29 protein-coding genes are annotated in these 25,763 nt (G+C 38.6%); 11 read left to right on the top strand and 18 right to left on the bottom strand.

The window, feature by feature from the left end; translation table 11 throughout:
• Positions 1-51 precede the first annotated feature (51 nt).
• Complete coding sequence (locus AOB46_RS18225) at positions 52-297, top strand: VF530 family DNA-binding protein (protein WP_062702048.1); 246 nt, start codon at positions 52-54, stop codon at positions 295-297.
• 108 nt (positions 298-405) lie between these two features.
• The gene (locus AOB46_RS18230) at positions 406-906 is read left to right on the top strand and encodes a peptidylprolyl isomerase (RefSeq protein ID WP_062702242.1); all 501 of its coding nucleotides are present in this window, start codon (positions 406-408) and stop codon (positions 904-906) included.
• 78 nt (positions 907-984) lie between these two features.
• Here AOB46_RS18230 and AOB46_RS18235 read toward each other — a convergent pair whose 3' ends face one another.
• The 4 genes from AOB46_RS18235 to AOB46_RS18250 all read right to left on the bottom strand — a co-directional run bounded on the left by AOB46_RS18235 (position 985) and on the right by AOB46_RS18250 (position 5,458).
• A complete protein-coding gene (locus AOB46_RS18235) occupies positions 985-2,043 on the bottom strand; it encodes a hypothetical protein (protein WP_062702050.1) in 1,059 nt (352 codons plus the stop codon).
• Between the two features lie 23 nt (positions 2,044-2,066).
• Complete coding sequence (locus AOB46_RS18240; protein ID WP_062702052.1) at positions 2,067-2,657, bottom strand: hypothetical protein; 591 nt, start codon at positions 2,655-2,657, stop codon at positions 2,067-2,069.
• A 6-nt stretch (positions 2,658-2,663) separates the two neighbouring features.
• Entirely contained in the window at positions 2,664-3,041 is a 378-nt protein-coding gene (locus tag AOB46_RS18245) for a YchJ family protein (protein ID WP_062702054.1), read from the bottom strand.
• A 275-nt stretch (positions 3,042-3,316) separates the two neighbouring features.
• Positions 3,317-5,458, bottom strand: a complete 2,142-nt coding sequence (locus AOB46_RS18250) for a M3 family metallopeptidase (RefSeq protein ID WP_062702057.1) — start codon at positions 5,456-5,458, stop codon at positions 3,317-3,319.
• Positions 5,459-5,517: 59 nt separating this feature from the next.
• Between AOB46_RS18250 and AOB46_RS18255 the strand changes: the two genes are divergently transcribed.
• Positions 5,518-6,333, top strand: coding sequence for a head GIN domain-containing protein (locus AOB46_RS18255; RefSeq protein ID WP_062702059.1), 816 nt, complete (start codon positions 5,518-5,520; stop codon positions 6,331-6,333).
• Position 6,334: 1 nt separating this feature from the next.
• Here the strand turns inward: AOB46_RS18255 and AOB46_RS18260 are convergent, their stop codons facing one another.
• The 5 genes from AOB46_RS18260 to AOB46_RS18280 form a co-directional block, all read right to left on the bottom strand.
• Positions 6,335-8,218, bottom strand: coding sequence for a monovalent cation:proton antiporter-2 (CPA2) family protein (locus tag AOB46_RS18260; RefSeq protein WP_062702061.1), 1,884 nt, complete (start codon positions 8,216-8,218; stop codon positions 6,335-6,337).
• Positions 8,219-8,221: 3 nt separating this feature from the next.
• Positions 8,222-8,743 carry an NAD(P)H-dependent oxidoreductase gene (locus AOB46_RS18265; RefSeq protein WP_062702063.1) on the bottom strand — a complete coding sequence of 174 codons (522 nt, stop codon included), beginning with the start codon at positions 8,741-8,743 and terminating at the stop codon, positions 8,222-8,224.
• A 190-nt stretch (positions 8,744-8,933) separates the two neighbouring features.
• Positions 8,934-9,749: a TPM domain-containing protein gene (locus AOB46_RS18270; RefSeq protein WP_062702065.1), complete on the bottom strand. Its 816-nt coding sequence runs from the start codon at positions 9,747-9,749 to the stop codon at positions 8,934-8,936.
• A complete protein-coding gene (locus tag AOB46_RS18275; RefSeq protein ID WP_062702068.1) occupies positions 9,730-10,158 on the bottom strand; it encodes a TPM domain-containing protein in 429 nt (142 codons plus the stop codon). Before AOB46_RS18275 ends, AOB46_RS18270 begins: the two co-directional genes overlap by 20 nt.
• Positions 10,151-10,762: a LemA family protein gene (locus AOB46_RS18280; protein WP_062702070.1), complete on the bottom strand. Its 612-nt coding sequence runs from the start codon at positions 10,760-10,762 to the stop codon at positions 10,151-10,153. Before AOB46_RS18280 ends, AOB46_RS18275 begins: the two co-directional genes overlap by 8 nt.
• Before the next feature lie 73 nt (positions 10,763-10,835).
• Here AOB46_RS18280 and AOB46_RS18285 point away from each other — a divergent pair, with 73 nt between their 5' ends.
• Positions 10,836-11,336: a dihydrofolate reductase gene (locus AOB46_RS18285; protein WP_062702072.1), complete on the top strand. Its 501-nt coding sequence runs from the start codon at positions 10,836-10,838 to the stop codon at positions 11,334-11,336.
• 69 nt (positions 11,337-11,405) lie between these two features.
• Positions 11,406-11,975 (top strand): hypothetical protein, encoded by a 570-nt coding sequence (locus tag AOB46_RS18290; protein ID WP_062702074.1) that lies wholly within the window; start codon positions 11,406-11,408, stop codon positions 11,973-11,975.
• A gap of 56 nt (positions 11,976-12,031) precedes the next feature.
• Here AOB46_RS18290 and AOB46_RS18295 read toward each other — a convergent pair whose 3' ends face one another.
• The 3 genes from AOB46_RS18295 to AOB46_RS18305 all read right to left on the bottom strand — a co-directional run bounded on the left by AOB46_RS18295 (position 12,032) and on the right by AOB46_RS18305 (position 14,374).
• Complete coding sequence (locus tag AOB46_RS18295) at positions 12,032-12,664, bottom strand: trimeric intracellular cation channel family protein (RefSeq protein ID WP_062702076.1); 633 nt, start codon at positions 12,662-12,664, stop codon at positions 12,032-12,034.
• Between the two features lie 176 nt (positions 12,665-12,840).
• On the bottom strand, positions 12,841-13,305 hold the full coding sequence (gene coaD, locus AOB46_RS18300) for a pantetheine-phosphate adenylyltransferase (protein ID WP_007844215.1): 465 nt from the start codon (positions 13,303-13,305) through the stop codon (positions 12,841-12,843).
• Between the two features lie 82 nt (positions 13,306-13,387).
• Positions 13,388-14,374 carry a D-alanine--D-alanine ligase gene (locus tag AOB46_RS18305; protein WP_062702077.1) on the bottom strand — a complete coding sequence of 329 codons (987 nt, stop codon included), beginning with the start codon at positions 14,372-14,374 and terminating at the stop codon, positions 13,388-13,390.
• A gap of 156 nt (positions 14,375-14,530) precedes the next feature.
• On the opposite strand from AOB46_RS18305, the gene AOB46_RS18310 reads away from it, so the two are divergent.
• The 5 genes from AOB46_RS18310 (at position 14,531) to murI (ending at position 19,851) form a co-directional block, all read left to right on the top strand.
• Entirely contained in the window at positions 14,531-15,625 is a 1,095-nt protein-coding gene (locus AOB46_RS18310; RefSeq protein ID WP_062702079.1) for a PASTA domain-containing protein, read from the top strand.
• A 72-nt stretch (positions 15,626-15,697) separates the two neighbouring features.
• Positions 15,698-16,780 carry an RluA family pseudouridine synthase gene (locus AOB46_RS18315; protein ID WP_062702081.1) on the top strand — a complete coding sequence of 361 codons (1,083 nt, stop codon included), beginning with the start codon at positions 15,698-15,700 and terminating at the stop codon, positions 16,778-16,780.
• A gap of 51 nt (positions 16,781-16,831) precedes the next feature.
• A complete protein-coding gene (locus AOB46_RS18320) occupies positions 16,832-17,782 on the top strand; it encodes a PorP/SprF family type IX secretion system membrane protein (RefSeq protein WP_062702084.1) in 951 nt (316 codons plus the stop codon).
• 52 nt (positions 17,783-17,834) lie between these two features.
• Entirely contained in the window at positions 17,835-18,959 is a 1,125-nt protein-coding gene (gene hemW / locus AOB46_RS18325) for a radical SAM family heme chaperone HemW (RefSeq protein WP_082377239.1), read from the top strand.
• 61 nt (positions 18,960-19,020) lie between these two features.
• Positions 19,021-19,851, top strand: coding sequence for a glutamate racemase (murI, locus tag AOB46_RS18330; protein WP_062702087.1), 831 nt, complete (start codon positions 19,021-19,023; stop codon positions 19,849-19,851).
• A gap of 111 nt (positions 19,852-19,962) precedes the next feature.
• On the opposite strand, the gene AOB46_RS18335 is transcribed toward murI, so the two are convergent.
• The 4 genes from AOB46_RS18335 to AOB46_RS18350 all read right to left on the bottom strand — a co-directional run bounded on the left by AOB46_RS18335 (position 19,963) and on the right by AOB46_RS18350 (position 22,367).
• Positions 19,963-20,535, bottom strand: coding sequence for an RsmD family RNA methyltransferase (locus AOB46_RS18335; protein ID WP_062702089.1), 573 nt, complete (start codon positions 20,533-20,535; stop codon positions 19,963-19,965).
• An 82-nt stretch (positions 20,536-20,617) separates the two neighbouring features.
• The gene (locus AOB46_RS18340; protein ID WP_062702090.1) at positions 20,618-21,334 is read right to left on the bottom strand and encodes a DUF3822 family protein; all 717 of its coding nucleotides are present in this window, start codon (positions 21,332-21,334) and stop codon (positions 20,618-20,620) included.
• An 18-nt stretch (positions 21,335-21,352) separates the two neighbouring features.
• Positions 21,353-21,847: a Smr/MutS family protein gene (locus AOB46_RS23130; RefSeq protein WP_062702243.1), complete on the bottom strand. Its 495-nt coding sequence runs from the start codon at positions 21,845-21,847 to the stop codon at positions 21,353-21,355.
• A 22-nt stretch (positions 21,848-21,869) separates the two neighbouring features.
• Positions 21,870-22,367 (bottom strand): metallophosphoesterase family protein, encoded by a 498-nt coding sequence (locus AOB46_RS18350; protein ID WP_062702092.1) that lies wholly within the window; start codon positions 22,365-22,367, stop codon positions 21,870-21,872.
• 385 nt (positions 22,368-22,752) lie between these two features.
• Between AOB46_RS18350 and AOB46_RS18355 the strand changes: the two genes are divergently transcribed.
• Positions 22,753-24,297, top strand: coding sequence for a serine hydrolase (locus tag AOB46_RS18355; RefSeq protein WP_062702094.1), 1,545 nt, complete (start codon positions 22,753-22,755; stop codon positions 24,295-24,297).
• Between the two features lie 46 nt (positions 24,298-24,343).
• Here AOB46_RS18355 and AOB46_RS18360 read toward each other — a convergent pair whose 3' ends face one another.
• Together AOB46_RS18360 and AOB46_RS18365 are read right to left on the bottom strand one after the other, a co-directional pair.
• Complete coding sequence (locus AOB46_RS18360; protein WP_062702096.1) at positions 24,344-25,225, bottom strand: archaemetzincin; 882 nt, start codon at positions 25,223-25,225, stop codon at positions 24,344-24,346.
• On the bottom strand, positions 25,206-25,682 hold the full coding sequence (locus tag AOB46_RS18365; RefSeq protein ID WP_062702098.1) for a SixA phosphatase family protein: 477 nt from the start codon (positions 25,680-25,682) through the stop codon (positions 25,206-25,208). Before AOB46_RS18365 ends, AOB46_RS18360 begins: the two co-directional genes overlap by 20 nt.
• Positions 25,683-25,763: the final 81 nt, after the last annotated feature.

Here is a 25,763-nt window from a genome sequence, read left to right on the forward strand (position 1 = left end):
CCGGATTTCCGTATCAATTTATAATAATTTAATTTTGTGAAAAAATAAACAATGCAGCAGTCCTCCAAAGATCCCTTACACGGAAAAAGACTAGATGCCATTCTGGAAGAACTGGTAGAATATTACGAAGGCTTTGAGAAGCTGGGGGAACAGATCAATATCAAATGCTTTACCGATAATCCAAGTATCAGTTCATCTTTAAAATTCCTAAGGAAAACTCCCTGGGCAAGAACAAAAGTTGAAAGCCTTTACCTGTTTGTTCTGAGGCAGAAGAAAAGAGACGAAAAAGAAAAGTAAAGTGCTGCCTGAAGATTTTGCCTTGAATTCTTTTCTCTGAACAATCATTTCAAAAACAGTATATTTGTATCATTAATCGTGAAAGAACTCACGACAAAAAAGAAAAATATGACAATTGAAAAAAATCACGTTGTAGCTGTAAAATACATCCTTCACACCATTGAAGAAGATGGAAGTAAAGTTCTTGCAGAAGAAACAACAACAGAAAATCCACTTACATTTTTGTACGGTGTGGGAATGATGATTCCAAAATTTGAAGAAAATATCTTAGGATTGAAAGCAGGTGATAAAGCAGCTTTTGTTATTCAGCCGGAAGAAGCTTACGGTGACAGACAGCCTGATGCTATCGTTCAATTGCCAATGGAGATGTTTAAAGAATCAGGAACTCCGCCTATCGGGGCTATTTTACCTTTATCTGATAACCAGGGAAATAATTTCCAGGCATTTGTGGTAGAAATCACTCCGGAAGCTGTAGTGGCAGACCTTAACCATCCTATGGCAGGTAAAGTTTTAGATTTCGAAGTAGAAGTTTTAAACACGCGTCCTGCTACAGAAGAAGAGCTGTCTCATGGTCATGCTCATGGAATTGACGGAACAGAAGGTCACTAAAAATATAATATCCGGTTTTGCCGGATATTTTTAATTAAAAAAGAATCAACCGCGGTATTTTTACTGCGGTTGATCTGTTTACAAGCTTTTATCGGTAAGTTCAATTTTCAGATATTCTGTTTTATGAGCCGGGTCTGAAGTGTTGGTGTTCAGATGAGTCGCCTTAAAATAAAGAGTATTGTAGGTTACCCATACCAATGACCGGGAATCAATAGCCTTGAAATTGGTAAAGTTGATATACAGCAGGTTTTCAAAACTGTCCGTTTTCGGATTGTACCGGGTCAGCGTAAAATCCGAGCCCACATCATTGTTTGATTTCATACAGGCAATAAGCTTCAGTGTTGTATTGATTGCCGGATAACCCAGAAAAGTTATTCCTTCATCCTGTCTGGAGGAGCGGTAGGCCGTATAGTATTTATCTGTATTATAACTATTCTCGCTCATAAAGAATTCTCTTTGGGTAACCGGAGAAAATCCTATATACCGGTTGATATATTCTGCTTCCTCGTCCACTTCCTTTTTATCGATTTTTAAGAAATTCAGGCTCCAGGTTTTGCCGTCAAAATGCACCTCCGGATTTGGAGAAATTCTCTCATTGAGGCTTTTGCTTTGTGCCTGAATATAGGCTGCCTCATCAATTATGGTTACGACGGCATAGTTTTTCGACGTTCTGGTCTTAAAATCATCCAGATCTTTTACCGTAGAGCTCCGGATTTCATTCAGATCAATACCCTGAACCGAAAGCTGGGAGTCTTTGGTAAATTCTTTCTTAGAAACGTAAGCGGTAATGGTTCTGTTCGGCTGATATGCTATGGTGTAATGAATTTCAAAAAAATCATTCAGATCCTTAAAGCCATAATAATTATTCAGCTTATCATTTTTGATCTTTAAAACTTTGGCATCAGCTTTTGGTTCCGTATACAAGGATACAGAGTCCATTTTGGAATAAACTTCAAAAGGAACTTCATTAATATTGTCAACCTGCTGTGCTTCTTTAAAATCATTGATCTCTGCCTTCGGGTTTGGGATCTTCTGCTGAATGGAGTCTTTTTTTGTTTCCGCAGATGATGATGCAGATTCTTTTTTGCAGCTTACAATAAGTGAAATCAGGCTGATGCCCGCTAATATCTTTTTCATAGAATAGTTGGAGTAGTGTTTATCTATTCAGCATCATATTCTGTGACATCAATAAAGGTAAGATACCACTGAGCATTTATTTTGGTAAGAATACATCTGAATCCGTTGATGGGAGCATTTTCTTTACTGTTTTCGGCAAGTGTTACAAAAACGGTATTCTTCGGGTCGGTATTGATTTTGAAAATATCCTGTTCCTTCACTGAATACTGTTCCAGAAAACGGTCGGCATATTGATTCACAATATTAGAATTGATTTCCAAAGATAAACCTTCCTTTTTCCATTTCTTGTTTTTGCTGTCGTATTCCGGAGCCGGCCCGAATTGTATGGGGAACTGATTGCGGATATTCCATGATTTCTGAATATATCCTAAAGACATACTGAAATCAACCTCTTCATTAAGAACAAAGCCCAGATCTCCGGCACTTTTAAACAGAATTCCCACCCCATAATCTTTGTTCACATACCTGTTCAGAAGATCGGCGTTTTTAGTCTGAAATCCTTTCAGAATATCAGTAACAGCTGCTGAAATCTGTTTTTTGTCATCACTGCTCTGTGCATTGAAAAAACTGAAGCTGCAAATCAGCATCAGTGTCATGTAAATCATCTTCTTCATATCTTGTTAACTTAAAAATTCACCTGAAACATAATACCACCGGTCATGCATTTTCTGGAACACGGAAAACTCGTGGTGGAGCTGCTGATTTCCGTCCTGATCTGTATAATAGGCTTTAAATTCCACATGATTTAATGCCGGAGTCCGGATAATTTCCAGTTTTGTCCATTCATTGATTTCTCCCCATTCCTGAAGGTCTTTTTTGTTATGATACTTTCGTTTTCCGGGAAGGGTGGTTTCCATAAGATATTCCCCGTTAGGAATCGCAAATGCAGAAAACCTTGAACGCATTAATGCTTCGGCTGTAGGAGCATGCTGTTCTCCTTTGTGGTAAGGGCTGCAGCATTCTTCATACGATTTTCCGGAACAGCAGGGACAGTCCATAATGTTGTATTTTATTTGTTGAAAGGCAAAAATAATGAATATTGGGAGATAATTCCTTTATAATAGGCCTTGGTTCTGTATTTCGGTAGATGAAGATTCTGAAAAAATCTGTTGCAAAGAAAAAGTACGGGCTGCAAACTAAATAACCTGCTTTGATTCTGTGCTTTATTTGATCGCCACTGTATGAATTTTTATGAGTGAGTTAGTGGCTAAAAACAAGAATTGTTGCCTTCCAGCATAAAAAAAGAAGCACTCCGAAGAATGCTTCCTTTTGTTTATTTAATGAAACCTCTGTTTCTTAATAAAGGTTTGATATCCGGATCGTGTCCTGTGAAATCTCTGAACGCCTGGTTAAGATCTACAGAGTTTCCTACAGAAAGAATATATTTTCTGAAGCGGTCGCCGTTTTCTCTGGTCAGCCCTCCGTTATTTTTAATCCATTCCCATGCATCATTGTCAAGAGTTTCAGACCACAGGTAGGCGTAATATCCTGCAGAATACCCTCCGCCCCAGATGTGAGCGAAATAAGGGGTGTGGTATCGTGGAGGAACGGTTGCCAAGGTGAATCCGTGGTCTTTCAATGATTGTTTTTCAAAATCTAAAACCGGGATCAGCTGGCTTTGATTGGTTACGGTATGCCAGTCCATGTCCAGAGCAGCAGCAGAAACAAGTTCTGTGGTCATATAGCCCTGATTAAAGGTTGCTGCTTTCTTGATCTTATCAACCAAAGCCTGAGGAATAGGCTGCCTGGTCTCATAATGAATCGCATAATTTTTAAGAACTACCGGATCTAAAGCCCAGTGTTCGTTGATTTGGGAAGGGAATTCCACAAAATCTCTCGGTACATTGGTTCCTGAAAGAGAAGGGTATTTCTGGCTTGCAAACATACCATGAATGGAATGTCCGAACTCATGGAACATGGTAGATACATCGTCATAGCTGATCAGGGAAGGTTTACCCGGAGCAGGCTTCTGATAGTTGTAACAGTTGACAATGACAGGCTTTGTTCCTAAAAGGTAAGACTGTTCTACAAAATTACTCATCCATGCACCCCCATTTTTAGAATCTCTCGTATAGAAATCAAGATAGTAGATAGCAATAGACTTTCCGTCATGATCAAAAACCTCATACGTTACTACATCCGGGTGATATACCGGAAGATCAGTTCTCTTTTTGAAAGTAAGACCGTAGAATTTTTCTGCGGCATAGAAAACTCCTTTTTCCAGAACTGTTGTTACTTCAAAATAAGGCTTGATCTGGTTTTCATCAAGATCATATTTCGCTTTTCTCACCTGCTCCGCATAGAAATTCCAGTCCCAGGGCTCTACCTTGAATCCTCCTTTCTGCTGATCAATCAGGTCCTGAATATCTTTAGCTTCACGTTTTGCCGTTTCTACAGCGGGAGATGCAATTTGGTTCATCAGTTTTTTAGCTGCTTCCGGAGTTTTAGCCATCTGATCCTGAAGCTTCCAGTCTGCAAAGCTTTTTTTGCCTAAAGTCTGAGCTTTTTTCAGTCTTAAAGCAGCTAGTTTTTCAATGGTTTCTCTGGTATCACTTCCATCACCTTTTTCAGCCCGCTGCCAAGATGCTTTGAACAGCTTTTCTCTTGAAGCTCTGTTCTTCATATTCTGAAGGAGAGGCTGCTGGGTGGTATTCTGAAGTGCCAGAAGGTATTTTCCGGGCTGGCCCGCTGTTTTGGCATCGGCTGCTGCCGCTGCAATTTCATCGGCTGAAAGTCCGTCTAATTCTTTAACATCAGAGAAAAATACACCTCCCTGTTTTCTCGCTTCCAGTAATTTATTTGAATATTGGGTAGAAAGGGAAGCCAGTTCCTGATTAATCTGCTTTAGTTTTTCTTTGTCTGCTGCAGAAAGGTTTGCACCGGCAATTTCAAAATTCTGTTTATAATATTGTACCAGCCTTTTTCCCTCAGCATCCAGACCATCTTCTTTTATTGATTTGATTCTTTTGTACAGGTTTTCGTTCAGGTACATTTTATCAGAATGTGCGGCAAAAATAGGAGCATATTCCTCGTCTAAAGCCTGAAGGGTAGGGTTGGTATTAGCACTTGTAAGGTTGGAGAATACAATAACCGCTCTTTTTAGTACTTCACCGCTTTTTTCAAGGGCAACAATTGTATTTTCAAAAGTAGGAGCTTCCGGATTATTGGCAATTTTCAGAATTTCAGCATCCTGTTGCTTTAATCCGAAGTCAAATGCCGGTTTAAAGTGTTCGTTTTTAATTTTATTGAATTCCGGAGCTTCATATTGAAGCTTGCTTTTCTTCATAAAAGGATTGGAAGATAAGGACGGATCGGTAACAGGAACTTCCTGTTGAGTATCGGTTTTCTTCATTGTAGTACAAGATTGGTTAAGTGCCAGAGCAGAAATTAACAATACCGATGAAATATTTTTCATAAATTAGTTGTTATTAAAGTATAAAGATATTAAAAACTTAATTTATAAAAGTAGTAAACATGAAATCAAGGAATCTTTTTATTCTGTCAGCCTTTGTGCTGTTAGCATCATGCAACGAAAGGCATGAGAAAAAAAACAGGGAAAATAAAGGCTGGGTAGATAAAGTGATCAGTAAAGAAAGCGGTCCGGTTAAACAGAAAGAATTCAGTGGTGATTTTGATGAGATTGAGGTTTCGCAGGCAATTGATGCTGAAATCATTAAATCTGAAACAGAACGGGTAGTTATTTCTGCGCCTGAAAATATCATCAATGAGATCCTTGTGGATAATAGCGGCGGGAAACTGCATATCCATTACAAACCGGGAATAAGAGTGATGAATATTAATAAAGTGACGGCAAAAATCTATACCAAAGATTTTACCAAACTTATTGCTAATTCTGCAGCGAAGATTACAGTAAAAGACAAATTTATCCAGGATAAAACTGATATTGAGGTATCCAGTGCTGCCAATATTTCCGGAGATCTTGAAGCTAATGATTTTGATATTTCCATAGACAGCAGCAGTAACTTCAGCGGGAAAATCTGGGCGGTAGATCTTGATATTGATGCATCTTCGGGAGCCAGTGTGGATATTTCGGGGAAAGCCAAAAATGCAGATGTAAGCTCATCTTCAGGCAGCAGTGTTTCTGCGGAGTCAGTTGTTGCCGATCATGTAAAAGCAGAAGCATCCAGTGGGGCAAGTGTACACATCAGTGCCGTTTCCAGTGTAAAAGCTGAGGCATCTTCCGGCGGAAGTGTGGATATTTCCAAAAAAGGCCCGCTTCAAAACGTAACCAAAGAAGAAAGCAGTGGCGGAAGCGTAAATATTCAATAAATTAATCAGGATTCTCCTCATCTTCATCTTCTGCGGATGAGGAGCCTTCCCAGCCTCTTTGGTCAAAATTCAGATTGTCATAAGCCAGCAGCTCTTCTTCACGCTGAAGAATTTCCTTTGTAGTAAACAGGGCAATATCGTTATCCTCTTTTAGTTTGGCCAGCTTTCGTATAGAAGCTTTATCAATAGCCATAAACCTTTGTCCGAGACGTCTTGCTGCATATTTCCTCATTCCTGTTTCGTGTAGCACATCTACAGCCATATCTACAGCTGTTCCCAACGTTTCACGATAAATATTGTTGATTCCGTTGTTGAGGTAGTCATAGGCGTCAATCCTGTTTTTAGCACGCACAAAGATTTTTACTTTCGGGTAATGTTCGCGGACCAGATCAGCAATGAACTTATTATCATCAGGATCATCAAGACATAAAACCAGAATTTCAGCATCTTCAATACCGGCTGCCCTTAAAATGGGGATTCTTGTTGCATCGCCGTAATAGACTTTAAAACCATAACTTCTCAACAGTTTCACACGATCTGAATCTCTGTCCAGAACCGTTGCTGAAATTTTATTGGCTTTCAGAAGACGTCCCACTGTACTGCCAAAGTGTCCGAATCCTACAATAATAATCTTCTTCTGACTTACATCACTGTCCAGAATATTGTAATCATGTTCTCCTTCCGGAATTTCTTTAATAAATTTCGGAGTAATGAACTTATCATTGATGATCAGAAGGATAGGGGTAATACACATGGTAATTGCTGTAACAGCCATCATCTGCGCGTTCAGTTCAGGTCCTAAAAGATAAAGATCTGTGGCATAATTAATCAGTACAAAGGCAAATTCCCCAACCTGCGAAAGAGCAAAGGCATAAAACAGACTTTGTGGTGTATCAATCCTGAAGAATTTTCCGATAGCGTAGAGGACCATGAATTTTACAAACAGTACCGCTAATACCGTACTGAAAATAAATAAAGGATCCTGCTGAATAATATTGAAATTGATTGTTGATCCCACACTTACAAAGAAAACTGCCAATAGCAGACCTTTAAAAGGGTTGATTTGTGCTTCCAGCTCATGCCTGAATTCACTGTTGGCCAGCATTACGCCTGCAAGGAAAGCTCCCAGAGCGGGGGAGAGACCAATAGCCACCATCAGTTCGGAAACACCGATCACCAGAAATAGGGAAGAGGCGGTCAGAAGTTCTGTCATCCCGGATTTGGAAACATAGCGTAAAAACGGAACAAATACATATCTGCCCAAAAGGATCAGGACGGCAACTCCAAAGATTACCGTTCCGGCCTGAAGCCATTCCGGAAGTTTCTGGATCAGGATCTGGATTTCGTTATCATGATGGCTTGCTTTATAATTGGCAATAAGCGGGAGAATGGCAAGAATAGGAATTACGGCAATATCCTGAAACAGGAGCGTAGAGAAGGAAGCTTCTCCTGCAGTGGTTTTAAAGTTATTCTTTTCCTGAAGGGTCTGCAGAACAATGGCTGTGGAAGATAATGCAAAACACATGGCAACGGCAACGGCTTTATCTATTCTCCAGCCTGCGCTAATGAATACAAGAAATAACAGTGAAATTGTGAGGATCATCTGAGTAAGTCCAAGCCCCATGATTTTTTTCCGCATTTCCCAGAACTTTCTGGGTTCCAGCTCCAGCCCTACCAGAAAAAGGAGCATGATAACCCCGAATTCACTGGCGTGCATTATATCATTAACATCTTTTCCCGTAAGCCTGAGAACATAAGGTCCTATGATGATGCCGCCTAGAATATAGCCGATCACAGAGCTAAGCCCGAATTTCCTGGCAAGCGGAACCATAATGATGGCTACTCCCAGGAAAATTAATGTATTCATTGCTAAGCTGGATTCCATAAGCTATTGATTCAAAAGTTCTGTAAATTCTTTTTTGTGTAAAATAATTTCTTTTTTGCTGAGTTTATTGGCTTCGTAGACAATCTTAAGGTGTCTGATATCTGCTTTGAAGACTTTTAATGATACAATCAGCCCGCTGATCAGTTCATCAACGGTATACTGATAGGTTCCGTCTTTACTGAAAGATCTTTCTTTTCCTCCGGTGGTAACAAGAATGTAGACTTCTTTTCCTTCTAATGGATTATGCTCTCCTTCCTTCAGCCAGTCCCTGTCAAAAACTTCATCAATCCACAGCCTTAGAAGTGGCGGCATTCCAAACCAGATGAGAGGAAACTGGAATATAAAACGGTCATAGTTTTTTAAACGTTTTCTTTCTCTGAAGGCAGCAATATGAAAATCAGGATATTCTTCATAAAGATCTCTTAACGTATAATGCTGGTGCCGGACATAGAAATTAATGAGCTCCACATTTGAATTGGAGTGCTCCAGATAAGGATGGGCAAAAACTACCAGCGTCTTCTTCATAAACCTGTTTTTAGTAAATATAATGAAAAAATATTGAATTAAAACCAATTTTTATATTGGTTTGTTAACTTTTTAATATGATAAATTGAATTTAATATTAAAAAGAATAAAGAAAGGTTTATTTTTTAGTGTTTTAAATAAAAAATCGGACTGTTTAGTCCGATTATGTTGAATTTTAAATATTGTTGAGCTACCATCCGCCGGATGCACCTCCTCCGCCAAAGCTTCCGCCTCCTCCGAAGCCGCCAAAGCCACCTCCACCGCCTGAGCTTCCGCCACCGAAACCGCCTCCTCCGAAGCCTCCGGGGAAAGGGAAGAATCCGCCCGGATAATTTCTGCGTCCGCGTCTGGTGATAATGACGTCGTCATCGTCATAGTTTCCTCCGCCGCCACGGCCTCCTCCTTTATTTCCAAAGAGAATGGCAATGATGATGAAAATAACAAATGCAATAATGAGCACTTTGAAAGCGCTTCCATTACCGGAAGGGGATGAGGTTTCCGTTGGTTTAAATTTCCCCTCAACTGCTTCCATAATTGCTGAGGTCCCGCGGTTGATTCCTTCATACCAGTTTCCCTGTCTGAAATGAGGGGTCACGATGTAATCAAGAATCTGTCCCGTTACCGAAGCTGTAAGATACTGCTCTACAGCTCTTCCCTGCTGGATAGACATCGTCCGGTCTTCCGATGCAATCAGAAAGACAACACCGTTATCCACACCTTTTTTCCCGATTCCCCATTTTTCACCAAACATGGTAGCCAGAAAATTAATGTCTTCTCCTTTGGTAGAACGAATGATGACTACTTCAATTTCCGTTGAGGTAGAATCTGCAAATTTAATCAGCTTATTGTTCAGCTCATTTTTTTCCTGTTGGGTAAGCAATCCTGCCTCATCAAAAACAGGATGGAGGACTGCAGGTTTTGGGGGAATGGTATACTGTGCTGATACAAAAGTGTAAAAGCAAAGCAGCATTAATGAAAATACTATTTTAAGAGAACGTAATTTCATTTGGTAGTTGGTTGGGGTTTTCTCCCTGTACGGGAAAATATTTTTTTAACTCAATACCGGTTTCCAGAATAGCACTTTTCAATGCTTTATAATAATTTCCTTTGGCAAATTCAGCGGTGATATAATCATGAAGATGATCCCAATAGGATTGGTGTACTTTGTTATGAATTCCAACATCTCCAATAATGGCCAGATATTTTTTTTCAAAATTCACATGAAAAAGCACAGCATTCCTGTCCGCAGTTTTATTCATACAAAGTTTTCTGAAAACTTCAAATGCCGTTGTTGCATTCTGGTCTTCGGTGTTAGAGTCTATATGCACTCTGATTTCACCTGTAGAATGTTCTTCTGCCGACTGTATGGCTTCCACGAGGGAGCTGATCTGCTGATGGGTCAGGAATTTATTCATCTTTGAATACTTCTGGAGCTTTATTGGCTCCGGCTTCGGCCTTGAAATAAGGTTTTTCTTTAAAGTTGGTGAAATTTGCCAGAATGTTATTCGGGAATGTTTTTATGGATGTATTGTACTGTTTAGCGGCATCATTATAATACACCGTTTCGGTTCTGATGCTGTTTTCAATTGCAGTATATTCTCTCTGGAAGTTAATGTACTGCTGGTCTGCTTTTAAGTTCGGGTAAGACTCTACTACCGCCATCAATCTGCTCAATGCTCCGGATAATTCTCCCTGTGCTGCCTGGAATTTTGCCATATCAGCTTCGGTCATATTCGTAGGGTCAATGTTGATAGAAGTGGCTTTAGATCTTGCTTCCACTACTTTTGTTAAAGTTTCCTGCTCAAATTTGGAATAGGATTTAATAGTTCTTTCCAGATTAGGAATAAGATTGGCTCTTTTCTGGTAAACAGTCTCTATATTAGACCATTTAGCATCTACGTTCTGTTCTTTGTTAACGAAATTGTTGTAGCCGCTTTTTCCCCAGAAGAAAATAACTGCAACAATGATAAGCAGCGCAATACCGATAGTTCCTGCGCTCAGACAGCCTTTATTTTTCATAGTTTATTTTTTTTAATTTTTTGTGCTAATCAAATATACAAATTATGTGCTAATTTTGCAGAAAATTATTAGAATGATAACAATAGTGGTGGCGATAGGAGAAAACCGCGGTATTGGTTCCAACAACCAGATGCTATGGCACCTTCCTAAAGATTTAAAACATTTTAAAAATATTACTACGGGACATCCTGTAGTAATGGGCAGAAAAACGTATGAAAGTATAGGAAAGCCTCTCCCTGGACGTACTAATATTGTCATTTCAAGAAAGAATGACTGGTTTGAAGAAGGTATTCTGATTGTTGGGAGCATCAAGGAAGCTCTGAAGTTTGCGAAAAAAATTGATGAAGAAGTATTTATAATCGGAGGAGGAAACATTTACAAGCAGACTATTGATTTAGCTGATAAGATTGAACTTACTACGGTTAAAGCAACTATTGATGCGGATACTTTTTTCCCGGAAATAGATGATAAAATTTGGAGAAAAACAAATGAAATCTGTCATGAAAAGGACGAGAAAAATCCTTACGATTTCTGTTTCCAGACGTTTGAAAAAATCAGGACTGATGAGCTTTGAAAATTCTAAGTTCCAAGTTCTGGGTTCTAACCTCTAAATTCTTTATCTTTGCACTTCTAAAGTTGAATAATGAATAAATACATAAAAATTGTAATTGCGGCAGTTCTTATCCTTTTAGGACTTTACATGATGATCTTTACGAGAAGTTTAGGCTGGGGAATTGTTGTGTTCCTTCTTGCTTCACTGCCGATCTTACTTTTCTTTAAAAATGAATATATTCTCCTTGCTTTCTGGCAACTGAGAAAACAGAATATGGAAAAAGCCGCCGAATGGTTGGCTCAGATCACTAATTATCAGACACAGCTTCATAAATCCCAATACGGATATTTCCACTATTTATTAGGTCTTACGCAGGCGCAGGCACATCCTGCGAAAGTAGAGCCCTTAATGAAAAAAGCGCTGGAATATGGTTTAAATATGAAGCATGACCGCGCCATGGCTACCTTAAATCTTGCAGCGGCTGCTATATCAAAAGGAAGAAAGCAGGAAGGACAGAGACTACTGGATGAGGCAAAAAGGCTAGACAGTGCAGGGATGATGACAGATCAGATTAAAATGATGAAGGACCAGCTGAAAATGCCTACAATGCAGAAGCATATGCATAATCCTAACATGAGACAAAGAGGAAAATTCTTCTAACAGATATAACAAAAGCACCTGAATTAAGGTGCTTTTTTATTTTGAAAAACGTTGAATTACATTTCGGAATTCTGATCATAGCCATAAAATTTGGGCATCTGCCATTGGTATTTCACAGCAAGTGTTCTGATCGCAACAATCAGTATAATTGTAAATATCTGTATAAATGTATAGGATAATGATGTAAATTTAGTCATCAGAAGAAACGCGGATCCCCCTACAATACAGGCAGTGGCATAAATCTCTTTTCTGAAGATCAGAGGAATCCTGTTCAGAAGAATATCCCGTATAATCCCTCCGAAACAGCCGGTAATGGTACCCAGAGCAATACATATTAAGGGATGGATACCTGCATTTAATCCTTTCTGAACCCCGATAATGGTGAAAAGCCCAAGTCCGAAGCTGTCAAAAATGAAAAGGGTTACCTTAAAGTTTTTTTCAATGGATTTAAATACCATGGCAAATATTGCGGTAATCAGGATCAGTGCACACATCAACAGGTCATGCATCCAGAAAACAGGAATATCCAACAGAAGATCCCTTACTGTTCCTCCACCTACAGAGGTAACGAATGCAATAATGAGAACCCCAAACGGATCAAGGCGTTTCTGCATTGCTGCAAAACTTCCCGACATCGCAAAGGAAATAGTTCCAAGAACTTCTATGGCAAAATTAAACTGTTCGTGCATATAATGATGGGTAATGAGCAATGGGTAATAAAAATTATGCCATTTCATTCGGAGGGTATTCAAATGAAATATTTTATAATCTTTTACATTCTGTTTTTAAATGTAAGGTTTTTTCCGGATTAAATAATGATAATCCAATACCGTCAAAAAATTACTTATTGCTCATTACGGATTACTCATTTTTCCACCCTCACGGAGTCCGGTACCAAAAGCTCATATTCTCCGCCGTGGTTGATGATCTCACGGACGATGCTGCTGCTGATAAATGATTTGCCGGATGAGGTTAAGAGAAATACGGTTTCCAGTTTTTTGTGAGCCAGAGTCCTGTTTGTATGAGCAATGGCTTTTTCGAACTCGAAATCGGCAGGGTTTCGTAGTCCTCTGATAATGAACTGGGCATTTTTTTCGAAACAGTAATCTACGGTTAATCCTTCAAAATAATCTACTTCCACATTGGGAAATTCAGCGACTGAGTTTTGAATGAATTCCATTCTTTTTTCAAGAGGGAACATATATTTTTTTTGGGAATTCTGCCCGATTGCAATAATTAATTTGTCAAAAAGCGGAGCCGCTCTTTCTATAATATCATAATGTCCCAGAGTAATAGGATCGAAGGATCCGGGGAAAACAGCAATTTTCATGTGATATGAATTATGAATTTTGAGCTGCAAATCATGAATAAAACATTTTTATTGTAAATTCATCATGTACAGCTTCTACTTTCTATTTTTTAAGTAAAGCTTTTTCTACCTCGTTTCCGCAAAGATCCATGATAGAGATTCCGTAATGTCTGGCCTGTTGAGGCAGGATACTGGCAGGAGAGAAACCCGGATTGGTATTCATTTCAAGCATGTAAGGAATTCCGTCCATCAGAATAAATTCGCTTCTTGAAAATCCGCTCATTCCTAATGAATTGTATGCTCTTTTGGCAATTTCTTCTACTCTCAGCCTGGTTGCATCATCAATTCTGGCAGGGGTAATTTCCTCGGAAGCCCCTTCATATTTGGCTTCATAGTCAAAGAATTCATTAGTAGGAACAATTTCAGTGATTCCTAAAACGATGGTTTCTCCTTTGAAATCAATAACTCCCACAGAAACTTCCATTCCGTCCAGAAAACTTTCAATCAGTATTTCATTATCTTCTTTGAATGCAACTTCTGTAGCAGCGATCAGTTCAGATTTTTCCTTTACTTTAGAAATTCCCAGAGAAGATCCGGACTGGTTGGGTTTTACAAAAAGAGGAAGGCCAAGGCTTTCTGTAATCTCATCAATATTGATGCTTTCTCCTTTTCTTAAATAAATGCTTTTGGCAGCCGGGATTCCGTATTTAGACAATACAGCCAGGGTGTCTTTTTTATTGAATGTTAAAGCACTCTGATAGAAGCCGCAGCCTGTGTATTTTTGCCCTATGGCATCCCAGTAGGCCTGAAGAATTCCGTTTTCACCCGGTGTGCCGTGGATAATATTAAAGCAGACATCAAATTTCAGGGTTTTATGCGAATCTAATGTTACAGAGAAATCGCCCCTGTTGATGTCATATTTTTTATCATTTTCGTCTAAGAAATACCATTCATCTTTAAGGATTACTACCTTATATACATCGTATAGATTTCTGTCCAGAGAATCATAGATCAACTGACCGCTTTTTAAAGAAACGACATATTCGTCTGAATAGCCCCCCATGACAACGGCAACACATTTTTTGCTCATAACCATATAGTATCAATTAAGGCAAATTTAAACATTTTATATATTGTAATAAGGGAAATCGGGAAATTTTAGAGACGAAAATGAAATGTGTTAAATAAAAAGCACATTCTAAAATTATTAGCTATATTTGCCGTTATAATTAAAGTATTTTTAAGTATGCTTAAATCACTTTTCAATTGGAAAGTTTTGCTGAACTTAGTAGTAGCCATCGGTGTTTTTGTGGGGTTGGTATGGCTTACGTTCCGCTGGCTGGAGTACCACACCAATCATGGTCAGGAGATTCCGGTTCCCAATGTTATCAATAAATCGGTATATGATGCTGTTAAAATATTAGAGGATACAGGCCTCGAATATGAAGTTGACAGTGCAGAATATAATCCTAAATTTAAGCCTTTTCAGGTTTTAAAGATGCATCCCTTATCCAGTTCAAGGGTAAAACCTGGATCATTGGTAAGAATTGTAGTCAACCCAAGAACATGGGCACCCATTACTGTTCCGGATGTAATTAATAAATATTCAGGACTTGCTTTCCAGAGATTGGATCAGGTAGGACTTAAGATCGGAGATACAATTTATGAACCAAGTATTCAGAAGGATGCCCTTCTAAGGATATTATATAAAGGAAATGCAGTAAGTCCTGGAGCGCGTCTTCCAAGATTCTCCATGATTGATGTTGTTGTAGGATCCGGCCCTATGAGGAATATTTCAATTCCTAGTGTGGTAGGATTATCGGTAAAGGAAGCAAGAGTGGTGATTGCCAAAAGCATGTTTGAAGTAGGGCTTGTAGAGCATGAAGATGGAGGAAAAGATGAGTCAGATATTATCTACTATCAGGATCCTGCATCAGGGGATGTAAGAGACCAGGGAATGCAGATTGATCTTTGGGCAAGTAAGAAAACTCCTGCTGAACTGAGTGCTAAAATAAATCAGCTGAATTCTATCTATCGTATGAAAGTAGATACTTCGCTCCCTCCGGTGCGTTACGAAGAAATTCCTGCTCATCCTACCCCTAGCTATGATCCACCTGCGGATGTTCCGGCTCCAAGGAGAGAAGCTCCAAGACCTGAACCGGTGAAAACTGAGACGCCTAAAACGACCACTCCTGCCAAACCAGCGGGATCCGCAACAGAGAAGCCTAAGACGTCTTCAGCTAATCCACCAGCCGGAAATACAAATAATAAACCGACAGCTTCTACAACAGGGCAGCAACCCACTCAAAAGCCAAAAGCTAAGAAGATGGTCATAGAATAGTAATAACTTATTATAAAAAAATAGGGCTTCAACTGCAAAATGTTGAGGCCTTTTGCGTAAAAAAATAAAACAATGGCAGAAGATAACGAAGATTTTTTTGACGAAGAATTACTGGATTCCGGGAATATAGAAAGTATAGAGAATATTGATATTGATGAAGAAAACAAAGGCCTGTATGAGCACCTGAATATAACGGTAGACAGTAAACAGGAACCTCTGCGTATAGACAAATTCCTGCTAATATACAGACAGAACTCTTCAAGAAACAAGATTTCCCAGACCTGCCGTGCGGGGAATGTGGTGGTGAACGGTACTCCGGTTAAGCAAAATTACCGTGTAAAGCCGGGAGACCAGATTTCAGTACTGCTTGCACACCCGCCAAGGGAGAATGTGATTATCCCGCAGGATATTCCTGTTAATATTATATACGAAGATGATGATCTTGTCGTTGTAGATAAAGAAGCCGGAATGGTAGTACATCCCGGTTTCGGAAACTGGGACGGTACACTGGTGAATGCGCTGGCGTTTCATTTTGAGAAAAACGGAGAGAAATCTGATCTGGACAGGGTAGGGCTTGTTCACCGCATTGATAAAGATACTTCCGGACTTCTGGTGATTGCCAAGAATGAATATGCTCTGAGTTTTCTGGCCAAACAGTTCTTCAACAGAACCACAAAAAGACTTTATTGGGCTTTTGTCTGGGGGAATCTTCTGGAAGATGAAGGCACAATCAGGGGCCACATCGGAAGACATCCGAAAAACAGAATGCAGATGTCTGTATACGAAGACGGCAGCCAGGGTAAACATGCCGTTACCCATTATAAGGTTTTGGAACGTTTCAGGTATATGACCTGGGTAGAATGTAAGCTTGAAACGGGAAGAACTCACCAGATCAGGGCACATTTCAGACACATCGGGCATACTCTGTTCAATGATGAGCGATATGAAGGCCATACACCTTTGCGGGGAGTGAACCTGCCTAAGTATAAGCAGTTTATAAAAAATGTTTTTGATATTCTGCCAAGACATGCACTGCATGCCCATACTTTAGGTTTTATACATCCTACAACAAAGAAGGAATTGTATTTTGAGAGCCCAATGCCAAAAGATATGGCGGATGCTGTAAAAAAATGGAGAAATTATTTGGAAAACTAAAAATATATTGAGAATTTTTTTATATTTGTTGAATTGAAATCAAGATTTGTTATGAGAAAACTATATGCTATCGTATGTTTAGCTCTTTTGTCGAATGCATACAAAGCACAAGAATCACTACCATACTATCAGCAATATCTTTTGGATGGTGAGTTCCTGTTCAACCCAGCTCAATACGGAAAGACAGATTACGTACAGCTCAACGCCAATTATCACAAACAATTTGACAAGTTCAGCGACTCTCCAAATACGCAATCTATCGGGATTAATGGGAACATTTTCGATAGAGTGGGAGCGGGACTTTCTATTTTCAGAGACAGCAACGGGCCTATCTCTGCAGGTGGTATTACTGCTGGTGCTTCTTATTTTATTCCACTAAGCAGTGAGGGAGAAAGAAAAGATCAGTTCTCTTTCGGTACCAGTGTAAGTTTCTATAACATGAATTTTGACTACACTTCAGTGAACGTTGAAGACGGTTATGATCCGCTATTGATAGGAAAAGAAGGAAATATCTTTATGGCTTATGCCAACTTTGGGGCAGCTGCTACCTATAGAAATATTTTCGCTGGAGTTTCTGTGAACGATATCGCATTAAGTAATGATAAGGCAATCGTAAACGGAATTGAACCTTCTCCAATTAAATTCTTCCTTAACTTAGGATACAACTGGCATTTAGCAGATAACATTTATCTTACACCGTCAGCTTTAATCAACTTAAATACGAACTCAACAAGAATGATCGATTATAACTTAATGGGTACATTCTTTAATGATATCAACTCTTTCTCTTTCGGGGTTAGCTACAGGACTGTACAGAACAGATTTGACAGCCAGGAGCTTCAGGTTGCTCCTGTGGTGAAAGTAAGATTTAATAAATTCATGGTTGGGGCAACTTATAACATCGGGATGTCTGATATTCAGACGTATGGAGGAAACAGCTTCATGATCAGTCTTGGTTATAACTTCGATAACTTTATTAATCATAGAGGATTTAGATATTAATCTGATTTAATTTAAATAAATTTGAGCTCTGAATTTTTTCAGAGCTTTTTTTATGATATATATTCACGTTCCTTTCTGCAGACAGAAGTGCAGCTACTGCAATTTTCACTTTTCCACATCCCTGAACTTTAAGGATGAAATGATCCGCGCCATGAAAACGGAAATCATGCTCAGGAAAGATGAACTTCAGGATAAAAATTTAAAATCCCTATATTTTGGAGGGGGAACTCCTTCCATTCTTTCTGCAGATGAAATTGGTGCCTTAATTGATGAAGTACTCCGGTATTTCAGCTTCGACAAAGATATTGAGATTACCCTGGAGGCAAATCCGGATGATCTGGACAAAAACTTTCTGAAACAGCTTTCAAAACTTCCGGTTAACCGTCTTTCCATTGGAACGCAGAGTTTCTTTGATGAAGATTTAAAGCTGATGAACCGTGCTCATAATGCTTCAGAAGCAGAGGGTTCTATCAAAAGAGCCCAGGATTTTGGCTTTGAAAACCTAAGTATTGATCTCATCTATGGTTCACCAACGTCCAATCTGGAAATCTGGAAAGAAAATTTAAGCAAGACCATTGCTCTGGAGGTTCCCCATATTTCATCCTATGCCTTGACCGTAGAACCAAAGACCGCTTTGGAAAACTGGATCTCAAAAGGAAAAGTAGCCAGTCCGAAAGAAGAAGAACAGAACAGGGAATTTTATTATTTATCAGATTTCCTTAAAGATAACGGATTTGAACATTATGAAGTTTCCAATTTTGCAAAACCCGGTTTTTATTCCAGGCATAATTCCTCATATTGGAAATATAAAGAGTATCTGGGAATAGGACCTTCCGCTCATTCCTACAACGGATATGATGTCAGAAGCTGGAATGTAGCCAGCAATCAGCAGTATATTAAAAAACTAAGCATTAAAAATCTTGCTAAAGAAGAGGAATTGCTTTCACAGGAAGATCAGTTCAACGAAATGATTATGATAGGTCTGAGAACCATCTGGGGAGTAGATCTTGAACATCTCAACAATAAGTTTGAAGATAAAATACTTGAACATTTTCAGAATGAAATAAAGACTAAACTGGGAGAGGGAATCTTAATTACGAAAAATAATCACCTGAAAATTCCTGAAAAGCATTGGTTCATGGCAGACGGAATTGCTTCAGATTTGTTTATTGTATAATCCTTGCATATATGCAACTGTGCCATAAAATTCACTATTTTTGTATAAAATTTCAGTTCATTTGAAAACTAAAAAACAAGATTACTCGCATCTTTCACCCAGCCAGCCGATCGGTATTTTCGACAGTGGGGTGGGAGGCCTCACCGTAGCCAAAGAAATCAAGAGGCTTCTTCCGAATGAAGATCTGATCTATTTCGGGGATACAAAACACCTTCCTTATGGTGAAAAATCGAAAGAAGCAATTATAGAATATTCAACCAAGATCACTAATTTTCTGCTTGAGCAGAACTGTAAAGCTATTGTGGTTGCCTGCAATACAGCTACAGCCAATGCTCTCAATGAAGTGTTGCAGTCTGTTGCAGGAAGAGTTCCCGTTATTGACGTCATCAATCCTGTTGCTGAAAAAGTATCTTATGAAATCCACAATAATGTTGGAGTTATCGCTACCAAAGCTACCGTAAATTCGGGACTGTACAAGAAAAGCATCCGGAAGCATAATAAATGGATCAAAGTAGATGAGCTGGCAACACCACTTCTGGTTCCTGCCATTGAAGAAGGTTTTAAAAACCATCCGATTACACATGCCATTATTTATAATTATTTAAGCAACAGTAAGCTGAAGAATATAGAAACCCTGATTCTTGGCTGCACACACTATCCACTGTTAATTGATGAGATTAAGCAGTATTATGGAAACCGCGTTCGTGTGATTGACTCCCCAAATATTGTGGCCAATCATCTGAAAATCATTCTGGATAAATATAACCTTCTGAATGAGAATAATCCAAAGCCCAACTATCATTTCTATCTCTCTGATCTCACTAAAAATTTTGAAAAGATTTCCAAGAAATTTTTCGGAAAAACGATTGATCTTGAGTTGAAAGTATTATAAATAAAAGGCTGTTTCCACTATGAAACAGCTTTTTTAATTCAGGATTGATGCTGATGATGAAATCTCATGACCGGCTTTTTCTCCGGAATTTATCAAAAAAATAATCAGGAATTAAATTTCCTGATTATCTTCTTTATTAGGTTCAAAAAAACTGAAACTTACGTTTCCGTATTTTCGGGTTTCTTTTAAATTCGGGTGTTCAAGTTTCATGCGGCTTTGGTGCTCTACAATCAGAACTCCGTTTTCTTTAAGGAATTTGTTATTGAGAACCATGGAAATCAGTTCATAATATTTCTTTTCCTCCATTTCGAAGGGAGCATCAGAAAATACAATTTCAAAACTCTTTTTATTTCTGAATTTCTTAAGCCAGTCAAATACATCTCCTCTCTGAACATTGATCTGTAAAGACATTCCCAGGTCGGAAGCTGTAGAATTGATAAATCCGGTGTGCTTCGGGTTCATCTCTACAGAAGTAACGTCCTGACATCCTCTGGACGCAAACTCTAATGAAATAGAGCCAATTCCTGCAAAAAGATCCAGTACGGAAATAGACTGCATATCATATGTATTTTCCAGGATACTGAATAAAGCTTCCTTAGCAAAATCGGTAGTTGGCCTTACATCAAAATTTTTCGGAGCTGCTATTTTCTTGGCTTTCCATTTACCGGATATTATTCTGAACATAATTTTTTAGTTGTTAGGTAACAGATCACAGAACCAGGTCACTGAATTTGGGCACTAACCCCTGTGACCGGCTGCCTGCAGTCTAATTGAGTATAAAATTCTTATTAGGAACATTATCAAAAACGATTTTCAGGTTTTTGACGAATTTCTGAAGTTCGGAGATAAAGGTTTCATTCTCCGTGGTTTCACCATAAGCATAGAAATGTGTCTCGTTGATACCGAAACCTATTTTACTTAAGGTAAACATAATGAAATAAAGAAAATCTACTTCTGAATTAACATCCAGATTGTTATATAGAATGATCTTTTTATTATTGATAGCGAAAAATTCACATTGGTTATGGTACAGATTGATGTGAATCTCTTTGCCGGCTTTAATATTGATAGAATTTAAAAACTTCTCTCCCGAAAAATTAAAATGAACCGGAACAGCAATTTCTTTTATCTTTTTATAAAAATTTTTCTGAAAGGTATAATAAAACTGTACCCCGAATTTTTTATTCACAGATAGCATCAGCTCCTCATTATTCTTATCCGTAGGAGCATTGAACGCAATAAGTTCAAAACCTGCCTCATGTTCAGAATAGCCTTCAGGCATCAGGGTGAAATGATTCAGGGCCGAAACCACCTGGATCTCATCAAATCTTTGCTTAATAAGCATTTCATCAAGTTTATCCTCGATTAGATTTTCCGGTGTTTCTTCCGTAACGAAATAAGACTTTTCCTCCAGAACACTTTTGTTTTTGGCGATCTGGCAGATTAATCCGTCTTTGGTAAAAAGTAAATTAAGTACGTTCATATTTCTATTGATGCAAATTTAGTGAAATTCTATCATAACGGCACCCGATTGATGGTGAAGTATTTCTTTATTATAAAAATCAATATCTGTCTGGCTTTCCAGAACATTCCAAACCATTTTCTGAAGCGTGCCGTCGCCAATACCGTGAACAATTTCAAGTCTTTTCAGATGATGCTTTCTGCAGAATTCCAGAACTTCCATCAGTTTTTCCTTTTGGATGAAAAGCCTTTCAAAACTGTCATAATCATTAGGATTCTTTACCAGATTATGGAAATGAAGGTCCAGAACCATATGATTTTTCTGATGTTTTTTAGAGATAACCTTTTTAGCTTCGGCTTTCTTTTCAACCCTTATATTCTCGTAAAGATCAACATCTTTGGGAACCAGCTTTTCTTTTGGATACTGATGGGTGAACCCGTATTCATCTTTAAAAACCACAATATTCCCATTCACGGAAGTAACAATTCCGCTCAAATCTTCATCTACTACAGAGACTTTGTTGCCAATCTTCATAATTTGTATCGCCTGTTTACCTTTATCCTCTGCTTCCCAGTTCAATAACCTCAAGATCCTTTATTTCTTCACCATCTACCACAAATCTCATCATGGTTCTTACCTTATGCCAGCCCTGTTGTCCGCATGCACCGGGATTAAGGTGCAAAAGGCTGTTCTTTTCATCATACATTGCCTTTAAAATATGAGAATGTCCTGAAATAAATAATTTAGGAGCTTTCTCAGCAATCTCTTTTTGGGTTAATGGACTATACTTTCCCGGATATCCGCCGATATGGATCATCAGAACCTCAAGATCCTCACAGAAAAACCGGCTTACTTCAGGAAATTCGGCACGGATCTTCGCGTTATCAATATTTCCGTAAACGCCTTTCAGCGGCTTTATTTTTTCCAGCTGCTCAATAACGTCCATACTTCCGAAATCACCACAATGCCACACTTCGTCAGCCTGCTGTGCGTATTCTAAGATCCTGTCGTCTATATAAGAATGCGAATCGGAAAGGAGAAGGATTTTGGTCATAAAACGTTGAAATTTCTGCAAATTTATGAAAGATTAATTTTTCAATATTTAAAACAGCAAACTTTTATCATCCGCAAAATAGCATCTCTTAATATTTAAAACTTATTTAAATTTTTTAGAAGGACATTAAAATTATAAATAAGTCTGTTAAACTCATTTTAAGCTTAACCACAAAAGCTATTTACACAGATGTTAGATATGATAAAAATTCTCGGAAGAATAAAAATCAAAAATTTTTAAAGGCTCTTATGTGAACTTCTATGCACAAAGTATTTAAACTTAAAAATCACTTCTAATGTGTTTAAAATAAAACTTTTGTGACTTTTATGGTTTAATAAAAAAGTTTAAATAGCTTTTTAGTAATTTTGGGAGAAATATATAAAAAATGAAGCAGAAAATTTCTTTTTTCTTTTTTCTTTTGGCGGTAGGGTTTTCCAATGCCCAGGTAGAAGAAAAAAAACTGGATGAACTGATCCAGAGTACTCTGAAAACCTTCGATGTTCCGGGAATGTCTGTAGGCATTGTAAAAGACGGAAAAGTAATCTATTCCAAAGGTTTCGGACAACGTTCTTTAGCCACAAAACAGCCGATGGATGACAATACGCTGGTAGGTATTGCTTCCAATTCCAAAGGATTCACCTGTACGGCCCTGGCCATCTTAGCAGATGAAGGAAAACTGAACTGGGACGATAAAGTTTCAAAATATATTCCTGAGTTTCAAATGTATGATCCGTATGTTTCCCAAAACGTAACGGTAAAAGATCTTGTAACCCACAGGGCAGGATTAGGGCTGGGCCAGGGAGATCTGATGTTTTTTCCGGAAGGTGGAACTCTCACTGTGAATGATATTGTTCATAACGTACGTTATCTTAAGCCTGAAAATCCTTTCAGAACTACATTAGATTATAACAACATAATGTTTATCGTTGCTGGTGAAGTCATTCACAGAATTTCCGGTTTAAGCTGGGCAGAATTTATTGAACAGAAAATCATGAAGCCGGTAGGAATGACTTCCAGCTTCGGCAGCTACAACAGGGCAAAAGCAGTATCCAATAAAATTGATGCCCATGCTCCCGTAGATGGTAAAGCAGTAGCAGTTCCGCATGATTGGAATGAAACAGCTAATGCAGCTGGGGGAATTATGAGTAATATTAAAGATATGACCACCTGGGCAGAATGTCTTCTTAATAATTTTACCACCAAAGACGGCAGGAAACTGGTTTCAGATAAGAATGTACAGCAGTTGTGGAGCCTTCAGATTCCGGATAGAGTAGCAATGAAAAATCCATATGATACAAGCTTTTACGGATACGGATTAGGATGGTTTTTAAGTGATGTGAAAGGACATAAGCAGGTACAGCATACCGGCGGGCTGATAGGGACTGTTACCCAGTTTACGCTGATTCCTGATCTGAAACTGGGAATTGTAGTATTAACCAACCAACAGTCAGGAGCGGCTTTTAATACGATTACCAATACTGTAAAAGATTCTTATCTGGGAATTGCAGACAGAAACTGGCTGAAGACTTACGGTGAAAGAATGGCAAAAATGAATGCCGAATATGAGAAGCAGAAAAAAGAAGCTTTTGCAAAATCTGAAGCTTTCAAAAAAGATAAAAACCTGCAGCCTAAAGCGGAACAGTTTGTCGGAAAGTATAGCGACTCATGGTTTGGTGAGGTAGAAATTTCGCAACAGGGAAGTGCTTACAGGATTATCTGTAAAAATTCGCCAAGGCTGAAAGGAGAGCTGCTGCCTTATTCCAATAATACATTTATCATCAGATGGGACGACAGAAGCTACGATGCCGATGCTTATATTATTTTCGCCTATGATGAGAACGGAAAGGCTGAATCTGCAAAGCTAAAGGCTATTTCAGATATTACGGATTTCAGCTTTGATTTTGATGACCTGGATCTGAAAAGAAAATAACAGAGATTACTGAATTATTAAATAAAACGGGCTTTGGTCCGTTTTTTTATTTTAACAGATTCCAATCAGCTTCAGCACGGGTTAGCTCAGCATTCAAATCTTGGTTTTCAAAGAATTTTTTCAGTTCAGTGAGGCGCTTTTCAGGATCATAACGAATGCTTGAGTTCATTTTTTGCTGGCACAGTGAGCAGGCTCTTGCAAAATGGAAATCCGTTTCTGAAAGAGAATTGGTTCCGCTCATCACACAATTGGCATTGAGGCAGTGGCTGATGCCGAACATATGACCGATTTCATGAGAACTTATTTTCATAAGCCTGAGAAGGCTTTCGTTAAAATTAGATTCTGTTAAGTTACCATTGGCAAACCTGTACAGGGAAGTTACACCAGCACCATCTTCATAAGAGGCAAATCCGAAAACATAATTCCATTCCGGTCTGGGATAGAGATCCCTTTCTGTAATCCCCATAAGTACCACACCGTCTTTGGGCTTTCTTTTTATAAGAATATTGTTCAGGACATAGCTTGCCAGGACCTGCTCATGTCCTTCCTTGGAGATTCTTTTAGCTGTTTGGGCGATAATTGAATTGGGTAAAGCCGGAAGAATTTTTGTTTCCAGCTGGTAATAAGCATTTAAATATTCCCGGGTAAGCTGTAGCTCCTTTTGCTGAAGTTGATTAAAACTTCCGATTGGCTGCAGGTAAATGATATTTTTTCCGGGTTCAGGTATTATTTTTTTTGAGTTTTGAAAGTCTTCAAGCTTCTGAAATTTTTCATCGTGATTATACCGCCAGCTTCCTGGTCGGGGATCAGTAAGTTTAACATCATTGATGGCTATTGTTTCCGGATAAGATTTATCCTTCTTCTGACAGGAAAAAAGGAAAATAAGAAGGATAGCGTACAGAGTCAGTCTATATCTTGCCTGGCTCATAAAAAAACAGCAGCTTCTTTTTGGCTCCGTCAAATTCGGACCATGAATTGCAGTCAATCTCAAAGCCTGCTACTCCACAGGTCGGAAAGTGGAAAATATCTTCCGAGATGGAATTGGCAAAATTTGAAATACCGTTGTTATGAGAAAACAGGGCTACAGAGTTGAGATGGTCATCCAGGTCGTAGATCACAGATTCAAAATTTCTTTCCGAAGGATTATACAGTTTATCTGCGGTTGACATATTCAGCTGATAGGTCTGGTTAAAGATCCTGCAGGTATTCAGTGCACGGACTGCCGGACTGGAAACAAAATAATCAATGGAAATATTTTTATTTTTCATGAATCTGGACATGTTCATAGCGTCCTGCAATCCCTTATCTGCCAGGGGTCTGTCAAAATCTTCCGTTTCTTCCGGCCAGTCGCTTTTCGCATGTCTTACGAGGATGAGTTTCTTCATACTTTCGTTTTTTGGAAGATTAAAATTATAAAAAAAATAATGGAATAAAACATGATTTTTATAAAAAAACTGCGTTATGAA

Origin of the sequence: Chryseobacterium indologenes (assembly GCF_001295265.1) — a bacterium.
Lineage (GTDB): Bacteria > Bacteroidota > Bacteroidia > Flavobacteriales > Weeksellaceae > Chryseobacterium > Chryseobacterium indologenes_A.

What these genes read in the sequence shown, in the direction of transcription:
- AOB46_RS18225 (WP_062702048.1), top strand. Translation starts at nt 52, where the DNA reads ATGCAGCAGTCCTCCAAAGATCCCTTACACGGAAAAAGACTAGATGCC.
- AOB46_RS18280 (WP_062702070.1), bottom strand. Translation starts at nt 10,762, where the DNA reads ATGAAAAATAAAGGCTGTCTGAGCGCAGGAACTATCGGTATTGCGCTG.
- AOB46_RS18295 (WP_062702076.1), bottom strand. Translation starts at nt 12,664, where the DNA reads ATGCACGAACAGTTTAATTTTGCCATAGAAGTTCTTGGAACTATTTCC.
- AOB46_RS18245 (WP_062702054.1), bottom strand. Translation starts at nt 3,041, where the DNA reads ATGGACTGTCCCTGCTGTTCCGGAAAATCGTATGAAGAATGCTGCAGC.
- AOB46_RS18340 (WP_062702090.1), bottom strand. Translation starts at nt 21,334, where the DNA reads ATGAACGTACTTAATTTACTTTTTACCAAAGACGGATTAATCTGCCAG.
- AOB46_RS18315 (WP_062702081.1), top strand. Translation starts at nt 15,698, where the DNA reads ATGGCAGAAGATAACGAAGATTTTTTTGACGAAGAATTACTGGATTCC.
- AOB46_RS23130 (WP_062702243.1), bottom strand. Translation starts at nt 21,847, where the DNA reads ATGAAGATTGGCAACAAAGTCTCTGTAGTAGATGAAGATTTGAGCGGA.
- AOB46_RS18260 (WP_062702061.1), bottom strand. Translation starts at nt 8,218, where the DNA reads ATGGAATCCAGCTTAGCAATGAATACATTAATTTTCCTGGGAGTAGCC.
- AOB46_RS18250 (WP_062702057.1), bottom strand. Translation starts at nt 5,458, where the DNA reads ATGAAAAATATTTCATCGGTATTGTTAATTTCTGCTCTGGCACTTAAC.
- AOB46_RS18310 (WP_062702079.1), top strand. Translation starts at nt 14,531, where the DNA reads ATGCTTAAATCACTTTTCAATTGGAAAGTTTTGCTGAACTTAGTAGTA.
- AOB46_RS18350 (WP_062702092.1), bottom strand. Translation starts at nt 22,367, where the DNA reads ATGACCAAAATCCTTCTCCTTTCCGATTCGCATTCTTATATAGACGAC.
- AOB46_RS18240 (WP_062702052.1), bottom strand. Translation starts at nt 2,657, where the DNA reads ATGAAGAAGATGATTTACATGACACTGATGCTGATTTGCAGCTTCAGT.
- AOB46_RS18360 (WP_062702096.1), bottom strand. Translation starts at nt 25,225, where the DNA reads ATGAGCCAGGCAAGATATAGACTGACTCTGTACGCTATCCTTCTTATT.
- AOB46_RS18275 (WP_062702068.1), bottom strand. Translation starts at nt 10,158, where the DNA reads ATGAATAAATTCCTGACCCATCAGCAGATCAGCTCCCTCGTGGAAGCC.
- AOB46_RS18335 (WP_062702089.1), bottom strand. Translation starts at nt 20,535, where the DNA reads ATGTTCAGAATAATATCCGGTAAATGGAAAGCCAAGAAAATAGCAGCT.
- AOB46_RS18230 (WP_062702242.1), top strand. Translation starts at nt 406, where the DNA reads ATGACAATTGAAAAAAATCACGTTGTAGCTGTAAAATACATCCTTCAC.
- AOB46_RS18365 (WP_062702098.1), bottom strand. Translation starts at nt 25,682, where the DNA reads ATGAAGAAACTCATCCTCGTAAGACATGCGAAAAGCGACTGGCCGGAA.
- AOB46_RS18285 (WP_062702072.1), top strand. Translation starts at nt 10,836, where the DNA reads ATGATAACAATAGTGGTGGCGATAGGAGAAAACCGCGGTATTGGTTCC.
- AOB46_RS18235 (WP_062702050.1), bottom strand. Translation starts at nt 2,043, where the DNA reads ATGAAAAAGATATTAGCGGGCATCAGCCTGATTTCACTTATTGTAAGC.
- AOB46_RS18305 (WP_062702077.1), bottom strand. Translation starts at nt 14,374, where the DNA reads ATGAGCAAAAAATGTGTTGCCGTTGTCATGGGGGGCTATTCAGACGAA.
- AOB46_RS18290 (WP_062702074.1), top strand. Translation starts at nt 11,406, where the DNA reads ATGAATAAATACATAAAAATTGTAATTGCGGCAGTTCTTATCCTTTTA.
- AOB46_RS18355 (WP_062702094.1), top strand. Translation starts at nt 22,753, where the DNA reads ATGAAGCAGAAAATTTCTTTTTTCTTTTTTCTTTTGGCGGTAGGGTTT.
- AOB46_RS18255 (WP_062702059.1), top strand. Translation starts at nt 5,518, where the DNA reads ATGAAATCAAGGAATCTTTTTATTCTGTCAGCCTTTGTGCTGTTAGCA.
- AOB46_RS18265 (WP_062702063.1), bottom strand. Translation starts at nt 8,743, where the DNA reads ATGAAGAAGACGCTGGTAGTTTTTGCCCATCCTTATCTGGAGCACTCC.
- AOB46_RS18320 (WP_062702084.1), top strand. Translation starts at nt 16,832, where the DNA reads ATGAGAAAACTATATGCTATCGTATGTTTAGCTCTTTTGTCGAATGCA.
- coaD (WP_007844215.1), bottom strand. Translation starts at nt 13,305, where the DNA reads ATGAAAATTGCTGTTTTCCCCGGATCCTTCGATCCTATTACTCTGGGA.
- AOB46_RS18270 (WP_062702065.1), bottom strand. Translation starts at nt 9,749, where the DNA reads ATGAAATTACGTTCTCTTAAAATAGTATTTTCATTAATGCTGCTTTGC.
- hemW (WP_082377239.1), top strand. Translation starts at nt 17,835, where the DNA reads ATGATATATATTCACGTTCCTTTCTGCAGACAGAAGTGCAGCTACTGC.